This window comes from Sphingobium sp., from assembly GCF_003248505.1.
Taxonomy (GTDB): Bacteria; Pseudomonadota; Alphaproteobacteria; order Sphingomonadales; family Sphingomonadaceae; genus Sphingobium.
The window spans coordinates 91,299-105,338 of the sequence record NZ_QFOA01000003.1 but is presented as its reverse complement, the minus strand read 5'-3'; the positions used below and the strand labels follow the sequence as shown (position 1 = coordinate 105,338).

Here is a 14,040-nt window from a genome sequence, read left to right as displayed (position 1 = left end):
GCTTTTGGCCGGGATTGGCCTAACCGCCTGCCCATGCCCAGCCGCCGCCCCGCCCCCCGCCCCGAAGACGTCCCCGGCCTGCCCGCCCGCCGCGCGGCGCTGAAGCTCCTCGACGCGGTGCTGCGGCGCGGCGAACCGCTGGAACAGGCGCTGCACGGCGCGGGACAGGGATTGCCGCGGGAAGACCGGGCGCTGACCCATGCCATCGCGGCCGAGGTGCTGCGCCACTTGCCCGACCTGGACGCCCTGATCGACGGAGCGACAAGGCAGGTGCTGCCCGACGACGCGAAGGCACGGATGGTGCTGCGCATCGCGCTTGCCCAGACGTTGAAGCTCGACACGCCGCCCCATGCCGCGATCGCGACCGCTCTCCCTTTGGTGGACGGCGGGCCCCGCAAGCTGGTGCATGGCGTGTTCGGCACCGTGACCCGTGCGACACCGATCCTGCCCGATCCGCCGACGCTCCCCGTCGAGGTGGCGGACCGGTGGGCCGCGCAATGGGGCGAAGCGATGCCGCAGGCGGCAGCGCGCGCCTATGCGGTGAGGCCGCCGGTGGACATCAGCTTGCGCGACGCAAGCGAGACAGCGACGTGGACAGTTCGAACGGGGGGCGCTTCTTTCGCGCCCGGCCATGTCCGCCTGCCCGAAGGGGTCGCGATCCCCGACCTTCCCGGCTTTGCCGAAGGGGCATGGTGGGTGCAGGATATCGCGGCATCCTGCGCCGCGCGGCTGCTGGGCGGCGGGGGCGGGCGCACCGCGCTCGACCTGTGCGCCGCGCCCGGCGGCAAGACGATGCAGCTGGCCGCAGCGGGATGGCAGGTGACGGCGGTGGACCAGTCGAAGAAGCGGCTGGAGCGATTGTCCGAAAATCTGGCGCGCACACGGCTGGACGCACAGGCGGTGCAGGCGGACCTGCGCCAGTGGCAACCGGATGCGCCGGTCGACGCGATCCTGCTCGACGCGCCCTGTTCGGCGACGGGAATCTACCGCCGCCATCCCGACGTGCTCCATCGCATCGGCCCGCGCCAGATCGCTGAGCTGGCGGAATTGCAGACCGAACTGCTGGCCCGTGCGGCCGGGTGGCTGAAGCCGGGCGGGCGGATCGTCTATGCCACCTGTTCGCTCGAACGGGCGGAGGGGGAGGATCAGGTAGAACGCTTCCTGAAAGATCGCGGCGACTTCGCGCTGGCGACGCCCGAAGCGGGCGCCCTGCCGGACGGCATCGCGCCCACGCCCGAGGGGTGGCTGCGCACCCTGCCCGATACGCTGGCGGCGCAGGGCGGCACCGATGGCTTCTTCATCGCCGCCCTGACAAAAAGACCGTAGAGATTGTTAACCCCGCTTCGGTTAGGGTCACCGCCGTAACGAAAGGGGTTCTCATGCGTCCGGTCGAACCGCTACCGCTGCACCATAGCTGGCCGCTGTTCGATCTGCGCGCGCATCTTTCGACCGCCGCGCTCGACCCGGATGCAGCGGAGCATGAGGAGGCGCTGGCGGAACGCGGGCTGGGCCTGTGGCGGTGCGACCTTGCCGACAACCGATTGAGCTGGAGCGTGGGGGTTTACGACCTGTTCGGGCTGGAACGCGGATCGCCGGTCGACCGATGCCGGGCGGCCGCGCTCTATACCCCGGATTCGCGCGATGCCATGGAGCGGCTGCGTGCCTATGCGATCGGCCACAAGCGCGGCTTCACGCTGGACGTCGACATCGACCGGGCGGACGGCGGGCGCTGCGCGATGCGCCTTGTCGCAGCGCCCGTGCTGGACGCGCAGGGAGACGTGATCGCACTGCACGGGGCAAAGCAGCTCCTGCCCCGCGACGCCGCACCTTCGCGCGGGCTGGCGCCGGCCATTTTCGTCATGCTTTGAACAGGTTGGGCAGGCGCGGGCCGCCCACGTTCGGATCGCCGAAAATCCTCGTTGCCCTCTGCCCGGACGGGCACTAAGGCGAACGGTCACATGACCTGTCCTGTCCTCATTTCCCCATCCATCCTCTCCGCCGATTTCGCACGGCTGGGCGAGGAAGTCCGCGCCATCGACGAAGCCGGTTGCGACTGGGTGCATATCGACGTGATGGACGGGCATTTCGTGCCCAACATCACCATCGGCCCGGCGGTGGTGAAGGCGCTGCGCCCGCACACGCAAAAGCCGTTCGACGTGCACCTCATGATCTCTCCGGTGGACCTTTATATCGACGCCTTCGTGAACGCGGGCGCCGACATCGTCACCGTCCATCCCGAAGCGGGGCCGCATATCCACCGCACCGTCCAGCACATCAAGTCGCTGGGCGTGAAGGCAGGCGTGGTGCTGAACCCCGGCACCCCGGCCAAGATGTTGGATTATCTGATCGACGACGTCGACCTGATCCTGGTCATGAGCGTCAATCCCGGGTTCGGCGGGCAGAGCTTCATCCCCAACCAGTTGCGCAAGATCGAGGCGATCCGCAAGATGATCGAGAAGTCGGGCCGTGACATCCGCCTTCAGGTGGACGGCGGCATCGATCTTTCGACCGCGCCGCAGGCGATTGCGGCGGGCGCGGACGTGCTGGTCGCCGGCACGGCGACCTTCCGTGGCGGGCCGGGCGCCTATGCCGACAATATCCGGGCGCTGCGGGGCGGGTGAACGAGGCGCGCCGCCTCCCCGCCCGCAAGGGCCAGAGCCCTGCCGCCGAGCCGGAAGAGGACGGCATCGAGCAGGGCAAGCGGCTCATCCGCGTCGCGGATGACAAGGGGCTGTCGCTGGCGCAGCGGATCGCCAACCAATTCTACTTGCTCAGCTGGAAGACGCCGATCCACGGGCGGCGGCTTAAGGGCAAATATCCGCTGAAGCTGCTCGCCGTGCCTGACGACGCGGTGCCCGGGGACGCGCGGGCGGGCGCGGCGTTGCGGGCGGGCTACCTGCTGTTCCGGGGGCAGAAGCAGATTATCGCCTCGCTCGACTTCGCGCGGCTCGATCTGCCTTCTCCCTTTGCCGACTATCTGCACAGCTTCCGCTGGCTGCGCGATCTGGCCGCGAGCGCCAGCCGGGAACAGGGCGCGCCGATTGCCGAAAGCATCATGCGCAAATGGCTGGAGGCGCACGCCGAAACGCCGAGCGAACCGGCATGGCGCGCCGACAATGCAGGATGGCGGCTGCTGTTCTGGACCGCGCACGCGCCGCTGATCCTGTCTTCGAGCGACCTTGTCTATCGATCTCTGGTGCTGAACTGCATCGCGCGCACCGCCCGGCATCTCGACCGCAGTGCCGACAAGGGGCCGATGGGCCTGCCGCGCCTTGCCGCGTGGGGCGGCATTCTGGCCGCCGCGCTGCTGATCCCCGGCGGCGAAGCGCGGCGCGTCTTCGGCGAAGCGGGGATGAAGCGCGCAATCGACAGCGGCTTCCATGGCGATGGCGGCATCGTGTCGCGATCGCCGCTGGCGCAGATGGAAGCGGTGATGCTGCTGACCATGGTGCAGGCGGTGTATCAGGTGCGGCGGGAAACGCCCCCGCCCTGCATCGGCGACGCGCTGGCGCGCGCGGTTCCCGCGCTGCTGGGCCTTGCTCATGGCGACGGCGGCCTTGGCAACTGGCAGGGTGCGGGCGCGATTGCCCCCGACACCGTGCGCGCGGTGGTGGAGGCGAGCAGGGTGCGCGCCCGCCCGCTGCGGCAGGCGCGCGACTGGGGGTATCAGCGGATCGCGGCGGGCGCGACCGTCGTGCAGGTCGATGCCGCGCCGCCGCCGGTCGCGCATCTGGCGGCGGCTGGCTGCGCGTCCACCGGCGCGATCGAGATCAGCGACGGGCCGCAACGCCTGATCGTCAATTGCGGGGGCGCGGCGCTGGAAGGCGCATGGGTGCCGCGCGACCTGGCGCAGGGGTTGCGCACCACGGCAGCGCACAGCACGCTGGTGCTCAACGATAGCAATTCGACCGCGCTGCAGCCCGACGGAACGCTGGGCAAGGGCGTGACCGAGGTCGAACTGACCCGGCAGGAAATGGACAATGGCAGCCGCATCGACATCAGCCATGACGGCTATGTCCGGCGGCTGGGCTATGTCCACCGCCGGCTGCTGATGGTGAGCGGCGACGGGCGCGAGGTGCGGGGCGAGGATATGCTGACGCCCGCCGAACGCCGCCGCAAGCCGGTGCGCCAGCCGGTGCAGCTGCGCTTCCATCTCGCGCCCGGCGTCGAACCCACGCTGACCGCCGACAGCCAGGGCGCGGTGCTGCGCATCGACAGCGGCACGATGTGGCAGTTCCGCACCGGGGCAGGCATGCTCGCCGTCGAGGAAGGCCTGTGGGTCGACGGCGACGGACGACCGCATCCCACGCGCCAGCTGGTGGTGAGCGCCGAGGCGCTGCCGGGCGGGTCCAATATCGGCTGGTTGTTCAAGCGGATGGGTTGAGGGCAGACTGGTCGTGACGGTCGGTTAACGGTTGGTCGCTAGGGTTCGCAGCCATGCCCGGTAGCCATCCCTCGCCATCCAATTCCCCGTTTTCCGGTCCCGCACGGCGCATCGGCTGGATCGCGGTCGCGCTCAGCGTGCCGGGCGCGGTGACGGTCGTCCTCGCCAGCGGCATGCGTACCGTCGCCCAGAGTTTCCTGCCGGTCGGCCTGCCCGCCATCCTGCTGTTGGCAGCCCACATCGTCTATGCGCGCTGGCGGCCCGATCCCCGTGTCGTCGACGCGACCGGCCTTATGGCGATGATGATCCTCGCCTGCATGCTGGCGGCGGTGATCAGCCATGCAGGATTGCGCCTGCGCTTTCCTTACGTTGACGAGAGTCTTGCAGCCGCCGACCGGGCCATGGGGTTCGGCACGCCTCGCCTTGCCCTGAAGCTGGCCCTGAGTCCAGTCTGGGGCAACTGGCTGGCAGCGGCCTATGTCAGCAGCTTTCCAGCTGCCTTTCTGCTGGCGCTGGCGCTGTCTCTAACCCAGCGGGCGGAGCGCGCATGGGAACTGGCGGCGGCCTTTAGCGCGTGCATTCTGGCGGCGGCGGCGGCATCGGTTTTCTGGCCCGCCATTGGCAGCATGGTGTATCATGCCGTCGACGGAACGAAGGGATTGCCCCCCGGCAGCGGAAACTACCACCTCGCTGCCGTCGCCTATTACCGGTCCGGCGACGCACCCTCGCTCGACATGGCTCGGTTCAGCGGCATCGTCACGATGCCGTCCTTTCACATGATCCTGGCACTGATCGTCCCATTCGCCCTGCGCGGAACGGGATGGCCGTTTCAGGCAGCGCTGCTGTGGTGCGCAGTCGTCACCCTGTCCACCATCGGCATCGGCGGGCATTATGTCGTCGACCTGATCGCGGGCGTGGTGTTGTGGGCCGGGGTCGCCTGGTGCACGCGGGGCTGTATTTTTCCCGAAGGGACGCTTAAGGGACCGCGCAACGCCGTCCTGTCCGTGCCCTAAGAGAAAGCCTTTCCATGACCGACGTGACCATCAAGCGCGCCCTTCTGTCCGTGTCCGACAAGACGGGGCTGGTGGAATTGGGCAAGGCGCTCGGCGCGCATGGGGTGGAACTGGTGTCGACCGGCGGCACGGCGAAGGCGCTGCGCGAGGCGGGGCTTGTCGTCATGGACATTTCGGACCTCACCGGTTTCCCCGAAATGATGGACGGGCGGGTCAAGACGCTGCACCCCAAGGTGCATGGCGGCCTGCTCGCCGTGCGGAACAATGCCGAGCATGTGGCGTCGATGGACGAACATCGGATCGGCGCGATCGACCTTGTCGTCGTCAACCTCTATCCCTTCGCCGCGACGGTCGCCAAGGGCGCCGAGCGCGAGGAGATCATCGAGAATATCGATATCGGCGGCCCGTCGATGGTCCGCTCCGCCGCCAAGAATCACGAAAGCGTGGCGATCCTGACCGATCCCGCCGACTATGCCCGCCTGATCGCGGAGATGGGCGAGAAGGGCGGCGCGACCAGCTATGACTTCCGCCGGATGCTCGCGGCCAAGGCCTATGCCGCGACCGCCGCCTACGATGCGACGATCGCCAGCTGGTTCGCCTTCGCCGATCAGGGCGTGACGTTCCCCGAAAGCCTGTCGGTATCGAACCGGCTGGGCGCGACCCTGCGCTACGGCGAAAACCCGCACCAGTCCGCCGCACTCTACCTGCCGACCGGGCCGTCCGCCAACGGCATCGCGCAGGCGCGGCAGGTGCAGGGCAAGGAACTGTCCTACAATAACTACAACGACGCGGACGCCGCGCTGGAGCTGGTGAGCGAGTTTCGCGACGGGCCGCCCACCGTGGTGATCGTCAAGCACGCCAACCCGTGCGGCGTGGCGACCGGCGAGACGCTGATCGAAGCCTATGAGGCTGCGCTTGCCTGCGATAGCGTGTCCGCGTTCGGCGGCATCATCGCGGTCAACCGCCCGCTCGACGGGCCGACCGCCGAAGCGATCAGCGGCATCTTCACCGAAGTGGTCGCCGCGCCCGACGCGGACGAGGATGCAAGGGCGATCTTTGCGAAAAAGAAGAATCTGCGCCTGCTGCTGACCGGCGACCTGCCCGATCCGGCGCGTCCGGGCCTTCAGATGAAGAGCATCGCGGGCGGAATGCTGGTGCAGAGCCGCGACAACGGACGGGTGACGCGCGACCAGCTCAAGGTCGTGACGCAGCGCCAGCCGACCGAGCAGGAGGTGAAGGATTGCCTGTTCGCCTGGACGGTGGCGAAGCATGTGAAGTCGAACGCCATCGTCTATGCCCGTGACGGCAGCACCGCAGGGGTGGGCGCGGGCCAGATGAACCGCCTCGAATCGGCGCGCATCGCCGCGTGGAAGGCGAAGGACGCAGCGGAAAAGGCGGGCTGGGACACGCCGCGCACGGTCGGTTCGGCGGTCGCGTCCGACGCCTTCTTCCCCTTTGCCGACGGATTGCTGGCGGCGGTCGAGGCCGGTGCGACGGCCGTGATCCAGCCGGGCGGTTCGATTCGCGACGACGAAGTGATCGCGGCGGCGGACGAGGCGGGGCTGGCCATGGTCTTCACCGGGATGCGGCATTTCCGGCACTAAGTCGTTGATCTGCCTGCCCGGCTGATCTTCGCATTCGCAAAAAGCGCGGAAATCAGCCATTTTCCGCCAAGTGGCCTCTTTTCAAGCACGGGGCGTGCACTTATTTAGAGCGCGACCCTGCTTCCATGTCAGACGTGGGGCGAACTTCGTTCGACAGGAGACCTTGGATGACCAACAAGATGCTGGCGGCGCTGGCCGCCACCCTCGCCCTTTCCCTTCCCGGCGTCGCGAGCGCGGGCAGCACCGACATGGACGTGATCGTCGATGGCAGCACCGGATCGCAGACGCGGTCGATGACGGTGTCGCTGACCGACCTCAACCTTGCGAATCGGTCCGACCTGCGCCGCGCCGACTATCGCCTGATCCGTGCGTCCAAGCAGGTGTGCGGTTACATGAGCGGGTCGATCATGCCGGTGACCGAGGATTATCGTACCTGTTACGGCAGCGCGATCGACAGCGCGCGCAACGATCTCAACACGCTCGCGCAGCGCATGGGCTGACACCCCCGCGTCACGCGGTGGATCAAGGGCCGTCCCGCATCGTCGGGGCGGCCCTTTGGCGTTTTGCCGACGGCATCATCCTTACCGGCCATTAACCAGTCCTTAGAGGATTTCCTTCACTCCGGCAGACATGAAGGACAAGCCCGAGGACCCGTCTGTGATGCCGCGCACCGAACGCCCTGTGGATGCCGCCGTGGATGTCGCCATCATCGGCGCGGGACCGGCGGGACTGACCGCCGCCTATCTGCTGACCAAGCAGGGGCTGTCGGTCACCGTGATCGAAAAGGATCCGACCTATGTCGGTGGGATCAGCCGCACGGTGGAACGGGACGGATTCCGGTTCGACATCGGCGGGCACCGGTTCTTTTCCAAATCGCAGCAGGTCGTGGACCTGTGGAACGAGATCCTGCCGCACGACTTCATCCAGCGTCCGCGCATGAGCCGCATCTATTACGAGGGCAAATTCTACAGCTATCCGCTGCGCGCGTTCGAGGCGTTGTGGAACCTCGGTCTGTGGCGTTCGACGCTGTGCATGGCGAGCTTTGCCAAGGCGAAACTCTTTCCCAACCGCCATGTCCGCTCGTTCCAGGACTGGACGGTGAATGCGTTCGGCCACCGGCTGTTCTCGATCTTCTTCAAGACCTACACCGAAAAGGTATGGGGGATGCCATGCGACGAAATGTCGGCGGACTGGGCGGCGCAGCGGATCAAGGGGCTTTCGCTGTGGGGCGCGGTCACCGACGGCCTCAAGCGCAGCCTTGGCCTGAACAAAAAGCCCAATGACGGCATGGCGACCAAGACGCTGCTGGAAACCTTCCGCTATCCCCGCCTCGGCCCCGGCATGATGTGGGACGCGGCGCGCGATCATGTGGTGGCGGGCGGCAACCGGGTGCTGATGGGGCACAGCTTCAAGCGGCTGGAAGAGGATCGCGCGAACGGACGGTGGCGACTGGTGGCGCAGGGGCCGGACGGCGACGTCGCGATCGACGCCGCGCATGTCATTTCCTCGGCGCCCATGCGTGAGCTTGCGGCGCGCATCCATCCCCTGCCCGCGTCGCTCCCTGCGGCGATGGACCTTAAATATCGTGATTTCCTGACCGTCGCGCTGATGGTGAAGGGCGAAGACATCTTTCCCGACAACTGGATCTACATTCACGATTCCAAGGTGCAGGTCGGCCGTATCCAGAATTTCCGCAGCTGGTCGCCCGAAATGGTGCCCGACCCGAGCCTCGCCTGCGTCGGCCTCGAATATTTCTGTTTCGAGGGCGACGGACTGTGGGCCTCTGCCGACGACGACCTGATCGCGCTCGCGACGAAGGAAATGGCGATCCTCGGCCTGTGCCGACCCGACGATGTCGTGGGCGGCGCTGTGGTGCGGCAGGAAAAGGCCTACCCCGTCTATGACGACGCCTATGCCGCCAACGTGCTGGCGATGCGCACCGAGCTGGAAGCACGCTATCCGACGCTGCACATGGTGGGGCGGAACGGGATGCACCGGTACAACAACCAGGATCATGCGATGATGACGGCGATGCTGACCGTCCGGAACATCGTCGCGGGCGCGCGCATCCATGACGTGTGGCAGGTCAACGAAGATGCCGAATATCATGAAGCGGGCGACGAAGGGCAGATCGGCGGACAAAGTGCCGACGCCGATGCGCAGGCCGCGCTCGGCAGCGTGCGCGCCGTGCCCGAGCGGCTTCGGGCCGCCTGATCCCATGGCGAAGGCGATGGCGATCGTCCTGATGCGGATGACCTTCGCCCGCTATCTGCTGGCGAGCGTCTGCGCACTCGCGTGCGATTTTCTGGTCTTCATGGCCATGTCCCGCGCGGGGCTGTGGCCGATGGGCGCGGCGGCGGGCGGCTATTGCGCCGGCCTGCTGGTCCATTGGCTGCTGAGCGTCCGCTTCGTATTCCTCCGCGATGCCGACGCGTCGCCCGCCCAATGCGCGGGGTTCGCGCTGAGTGCGCTCGCCGGGCTGGCGGTCACCACCGTCCTTGTCGGCGGCCTCACCGCCATCGGCCTGCCGCCCGCCACGGCCAAGGCGCTGGCGGTGCCGGTGAGCTTCCTCGCCGTCTATGCGATCCGCCGCTATGGCGTCTTTGCGCGCGCCTGACGTGCGGACCGCCGCCCCGCGCGCGCTGATCGCGTGGCTGCTGTGCTGCGCGGCGATGCTGTGGCTGTTCCGGGGCGCATATCCAACGTTCGGCTTCAAGGATCCGGACGATGCGATGCGGCTGGCGCAGGTGCGCGACTGGCTGGCGGGGCAGGCGTTCTGGGACGTGAGCCAGCATCGGGTGAACCCGCCCATCGGCGGCCCGATGCACTGGAGCCGCATCGTCGACATGCCCATCGCCGCAATCATCCTGATGCTGCGCCCGCTTATGGGTGCGACCGGGGCGGAACTGGTCGCGATGATCGCAACGCCGCTGTTGCTGCTGGGCGGGCTGGCCACGGCGATCTTCGTCGCGGCGCGCCGGCTGGCGGGAGCGCAGGTAGCGCTGGGCGCTGTCCTGCTGCTGTGCGTGACGCCGACCATCCTCGTCCAGTTCACGCCGCTGCGCATCGACCATCATGGGTGGCAGATCATGCTGGCGGCGGTCGCGCTGGCAGGCGCGCTGGACGCACGCACGGGGCGCGGCGGGATGGTCGCCGGGATCGCACTGGCGGTCTGGCTCCAGATTTCGAGCGAGGCGCTGCCCTATGCGGCGTTGCTGGGCGCGCTGTTCGCGCTGCGCCACTGGATCGACCGGGACGAATCGAAACGCTTCGTCGCCTATGCCGCGACGCTCGGGGGATGCGCGCTGCCGCTGCTCGTCCTGCTGCGGGGACCGGGGGCAGCGCTGATCCGCTTTTGCGATGCCCTGTCCTACGCCTATGTCTGGCCGCTGGCCGCGATGGCGGTCGCGGTTCCGGTGGCGGCCCGGATCGTCGGGCTGGGCAGCGCCACGCGTCGCCTGGCGATCGCGATGCTCGGCGGGGGCGTTGCGGTCGCGCTCTTCGCGATCACGGGCGGGCCGTGCGTCACCGGCGATCCCTTCGCCGCGCTCGGCCCGGTCGCCTATCGTTTATGGTATCTCCAGGTGATGGAGGGTCGCCCGATCTGGGAACAGACCCGCGCATTGCAGGGCCTGATCCTGCTGCCCGCGCTGGTCGGCATGGCAGCCACGCTGGCGGCGGCCCGCTGCGCGCGGGGAGGCGAGCGGGCGCGCTGGCTGGTGACCGCCGCGCTGCTGGCGGGGGCGGCGGCGGTGTCGGTGATGGTGATGCGCGCCTTGTCGGTCGCGCATGTCTTCGCACTGCCCGGCATCGCCTGGGCGATCCTTGCCGCATTTCGCCGGGCGCAAGCGGACAGTCGGGCGACCGTGCGTGTGCTGGGATCGGTGGCGCTGGTCATGCTGACCCCGGTGGGGCTGTGTTCGGCCTGGGCGGCGCTGGCGTCGAAGGACGATGGGGCCGAGCGGCCTGCGGTCAACTGCCGCGCGGCGCAGGTGCTGGCACCGCTCAGGGCGCTACCGCCCGCAACGCTGTTCGCGCCCATCGACATGGGGCCGGATATCCTCGTGCAGACGCACCACAATGTCATCGGCACGGCGCATCACCGCAACGCGGTGGGCATCACGGCGGTGATCGACGGGTTCGTCGATGCGCCGGACGCCGCCCGTGCGGTCATCGGCCGGACGAGCGCCGCCTATGTCGTGGGGTGCGAGGGCCTTAACGAGAACAGGATTTACGCGAAGGACAATCCACGCGGGCTGGCGGCGATGCTGGAACGGGGCGTCGTGCCCGGCTGGCTGGAGCCGGTGCCGGTGAAGGCTCCCCTGCGGCTCTACCGTATCAGGCGGGAGTGAAAGCCATGGCGACACCGTTCATGCAATAACGCTTGCCGGTGGGCTTCGGGCCGTCATCAAAGACATGACCCAGATGCCCGCCACAGCGCGCGCAATGCACCTCGGTACGGGCATAGCCGAGGTCCAGGTCGCGACTCGTCGCGACCGCCCTGGGCAGCGGCGCCCAGAAGCTGGGCCAGCCGGTGCCGCTGTCGAACTTGGTTGTCGAGCCGAACAGCTTCTGCGCGCAGCCCGCGCAGGAAAAGACGCCCTTGCGATGCTCCCGGTTGAGCGGGCTGCTGTCGGGATATTCGGTCGCCTGCTGCCGCAACACCTTATAGGCCCAGGGGCTGAGCTTCTTGCGCCATTGCGCGTCGGTGAGAGTGTAGGGATAGGCGGCTTCCGCCTCGCCGGGCAGGAACTGCCAGAGCGCAAGCGCGCCCGCGCCGCTTGCAAGCCCGCCAAGAAAATGCCGCCGGTTCATGATAGGGCTCCTACGCCGTTCAGCCTGTCGCGGGCCTGAACAGATTCGTCCACCAACGCCCGCCCGACTGCATCACATGCCGGCGGAATAGGACGACGCCGACGCGGATGATGAAGCCGACGAATAACGCCTGCCATAGCAGCGCGAGAAGGTGCGGCCAGAGCGCGGCGTCCTGCGCCGCGCGCACGATCATGGCGAAGGGCGAACTCCACGGGAAGATGCAGGCGGCGACCTCCGCCGTCGATCCGGGATGTTCCACCGCATAGCTGGCGAACAAGAAGATCAGCATCTGCCCCATGGTGATCGGCATGTTGAGCGTCTGCACTTCGCGCACCGTTGCCGCCTGGGCTCCGATGCCGAGGAACAGCGACCCCAAAAGCGTGTAGGCCATCGCGAAATAGAGGATGGCGAGGAGAAGGAACGCGGGCCAGCCGACTGCGGGCGCAGGCAGGGCCGAAGGCTGGCCGCCGAGCGCTGCGAAGACGGCGAAGGCCGTGCCGCCCCAAAAGGCGATGCCCACGAAGCTCATCGCCAGCATCGCCATCAGCTTGCCGAGGAAGATCGCGTCGATCGGCACGGCGGCGGCGAGAATCTCGATGATCTTGTTCGTCTTTTCCTCCACCAGATTGGACAGGATCATGCCCGCCAGCAGGATGGTGAGGAAGAACATGATGACCTGCGCCACGCGACCGACGAGCAGTCGGCCCTGCGCCTGCGCGCCGAGGCTGGTGGCGACTTCCTGCCGCTCGACCGCGACGAAGCGCAGCGTCCGCTCGGCCAGGGCGGCGGTGGAAAGCAGGCTCACATCGCCTTGCAGCCGGTCGAGATCCTCCGCCTTGCCCGTCAGCCGGGGGCGGGACAAAGTGCCGGTGAGCACCGCCACGGCCCCGTTGCCGGGCCGGGCGAGCAGGCCGCGCGGATCGTCGGTGGGAGCGATCAGGCGGACGCGGGCAATCGCCTTGTCGCCCATGCGTTCGACGAGACGCGTATGGGCGCGACCGATCGCGGCATTGTCCCGCGCCGACATGGCGACGCTTATCACGGGGCGAAGGTCGGTGCTGCTGATCTTGTCGCCGAGGCCGCCGAAGGCGAAACCGATGAGGATCGGCAGCAGAGGGCCGAGCAAGAAGAAGAGGAACGTGCGGGAGAACACGACGGCGGTGAAATCCCGCCGGGCGATGACGAGGGCGGCGCGCCACAATGCGCTCATGCGGCGTCCTCCTGCGGGCGGGCATCCATCGCCCGCGCAGCGTCGGGACCGGCGATGGCGACGAAGGCGTCATGCAGCCCGGGCCGTTCGATCGACAGGCTTTCGATCCCGGCCGAATTGTCGATCAGCGCCCGCAGCAGCGGCTCTATCCCCCCGTCAGGGAGCGTGAAATGCCATGCACCGTCCTGCGCCACGGTGTCGGACGGCAGGGCGCGCCGCCATGCGCCGTCGACGGCGTGGGTGCGCAGCCGCACCTGCGGACGCAGACGGTCGCGCGCCTGCGCGGGCGTGCCCTCGAACCGGATGCGCCCGCCCGCGACGATGGCGATGCGTTCGCATAAACGTTCGGCATGGGCGATGACATGCGTGGAAAAAAGGATGGTGACGCCGCGCCTGGCCTGTTCGCGAATCAGCGCCTCCAGCTTTTCCTGGTTGATGGCGTCGAGACCGGAAAAGGGTTCGTCCAGTACGATGAGGCGGGGTTCGTGGACGATGGTGCCGAACAGCTGCACGGTCTGCGCCATCCCCTTGGACAGTTGGCGAACCGGTTTTTCGACGGATGCGCCCATGCCGTGCGTCTCCAGCATCGCCTTCGCCCGCCTGCGCCCCTCGGCCAGCGGCAGGCCGCGCAGCGCGCCCATGAAGGCGATCGCCTCGAACGCCTTCATCGAGGGGTAGAGGCCCCGCTCCTCCGGCAGATAGCCGACCTGCGGCGCCATGCGCAGCGGCTGGTCCGCGCCCAGCAGGGTGCGGTGGCCCTCGTCGGGATCGACGATGCCGAGCAGCGTGCGCAGCAGCGTGGTCTTGCCCGCGCCATTGGGGCCGAGAATGCCGTAGATGGTGCCGGCGGGCACCGCGATGTCGATACCGTCCACCGCACGGAAGCCGCTGAAAATCTTGACAAGGCCATGGCCTTCGACCGCGTTTCCGGGGTAGGGAGCTGCCGCAGGGGCCGGTGTGTCGCCGATCATTCCGCCCTGATAAGCTGGACCCGTGCCCGTGCCTATAGAAACA

The 14,040-nt window shown here is 68.0% G+C and carries 13 protein-coding genes; 10 read left to right on the top strand and 3 right to left on the bottom strand.

The genetic code is table 11. The annotated features are described in order from the left end of the window. The first annotated feature begins 33 nt into the window (after positions 1 to 33). The 10 genes from DI606_RS02425 (at position 34) to DI606_RS02380 (ending at position 11,353) form a co-directional block, all read left to right on the top strand. Complete coding sequence (locus tag DI606_RS02425; protein WP_293979510.1) at positions 34 to 1,326, top strand: transcription antitermination factor NusB; 1,293 nt, start codon at positions 34 to 36, stop codon at positions 1,324 to 1,326. 53 nt (positions 1,327 to 1,379) lie between these two features. Further along, a complete protein-coding gene (locus DI606_RS02420; RefSeq protein WP_293979509.1) occupies positions 1,380 to 1,868 on the top strand; it encodes a diguanylate cyclase in 489 nt (162 codons plus the stop codon). A 90-nt stretch (positions 1,869 to 1,958) separates the two neighbouring features. Further along, positions 1,959 to 2,621 (top strand): ribulose-phosphate 3-epimerase, encoded by a 663-nt coding sequence (rpe, locus tag DI606_RS02415; protein WP_293979508.1) that lies wholly within the window; start codon positions 1,959 to 1,961, stop codon positions 2,619 to 2,621. Continuing rightward, positions 2,618 to 4,384, top strand: coding sequence for a heparinase II/III family protein (locus tag DI606_RS02410; protein WP_293979507.1), 1,767 nt, complete (start codon positions 2,618 to 2,620; stop codon positions 4,382 to 4,384). Before rpe ends, DI606_RS02410 begins: the two co-directional genes overlap by 4 nt. Positions 4,385 to 4,437: 53 nt before the next feature. Beyond that, complete coding sequence (locus DI606_RS02405) at positions 4,438 to 5,397, top strand: phosphatase PAP2 family protein (RefSeq protein WP_293979506.1); 960 nt, start codon at positions 4,438 to 4,440, stop codon at positions 5,395 to 5,397. Between the two features lie 14 nt (positions 5,398 to 5,411). Further along, positions 5,412 to 7,001, top strand: coding sequence for a bifunctional phosphoribosylaminoimidazolecarboxamide formyltransferase/IMP cyclohydrolase (gene purH, locus DI606_RS02400; protein ID WP_293979505.1), 1,590 nt, complete (start codon positions 5,412 to 5,414; stop codon positions 6,999 to 7,001). Positions 7,002 to 7,168: 167 nt separating this feature from the next. After that, positions 7,169 to 7,501: a UrcA family protein gene (locus DI606_RS02395; protein WP_293979504.1), complete on the top strand. Its 333-nt coding sequence runs from the start codon at positions 7,169 to 7,171 to the stop codon at positions 7,499 to 7,501. 160 nt (positions 7,502 to 7,661) lie between these two features. Next, a complete protein-coding gene (locus DI606_RS02390) occupies positions 7,662 to 9,215 on the top strand; it encodes an NAD(P)/FAD-dependent oxidoreductase (protein WP_293979503.1) in 1,554 nt (517 codons plus the stop codon). A gap of 16 nt (positions 9,216 to 9,231) precedes the next feature. After that, positions 9,232 to 9,618, top strand: coding sequence for a GtrA family protein (locus DI606_RS02385; protein WP_293979502.1), 387 nt, complete (start codon positions 9,232 to 9,234; stop codon positions 9,616 to 9,618). Then, positions 9,596 to 11,353 (top strand): hypothetical protein, encoded by a 1,758-nt coding sequence (locus DI606_RS02380; protein WP_293979500.1) that lies wholly within the window; start codon positions 9,596 to 9,598, stop codon positions 11,351 to 11,353. Before DI606_RS02385 ends, DI606_RS02380 begins: the two co-directional genes overlap by 23 nt. Here the strand turns inward: DI606_RS02380 and msrB are convergent. From msrB to DI606_RS02365, 3 genes are read right to left on the bottom strand one after another with little or no spacing between them, the layout of a single operon-like run. After that, positions 11,340 to 11,816 (bottom strand): peptide-methionine (R)-S-oxide reductase MsrB, encoded by a 477-nt coding sequence (gene msrB, locus DI606_RS02375; RefSeq protein ID WP_293979499.1) that lies wholly within the window; start codon positions 11,814 to 11,816, stop codon positions 11,340 to 11,342. The two genes, DI606_RS02380 and msrB, sit on opposite strands and share 14 nt — an antisense overlap. A 19-nt stretch (positions 11,817 to 11,835) precedes the next feature. Further along, positions 11,836 to 13,026, bottom strand: a complete 1,191-nt coding sequence (locus tag DI606_RS02370; protein WP_293979497.1) for an ABC transporter permease — start codon at positions 13,024 to 13,026, stop codon at positions 11,836 to 11,838. After that, positions 13,023 to 13,997 (bottom strand): ABC transporter ATP-binding protein, encoded by a 975-nt coding sequence (locus DI606_RS02365; RefSeq protein WP_293979495.1) that lies wholly within the window; start codon positions 13,995 to 13,997, stop codon positions 13,023 to 13,025. The genes DI606_RS02370 and DI606_RS02365 overlap by 4 nt, the downstream gene beginning before the upstream one ends. Positions 13,998 to 14,040 lie beyond the last annotated feature (43 nt).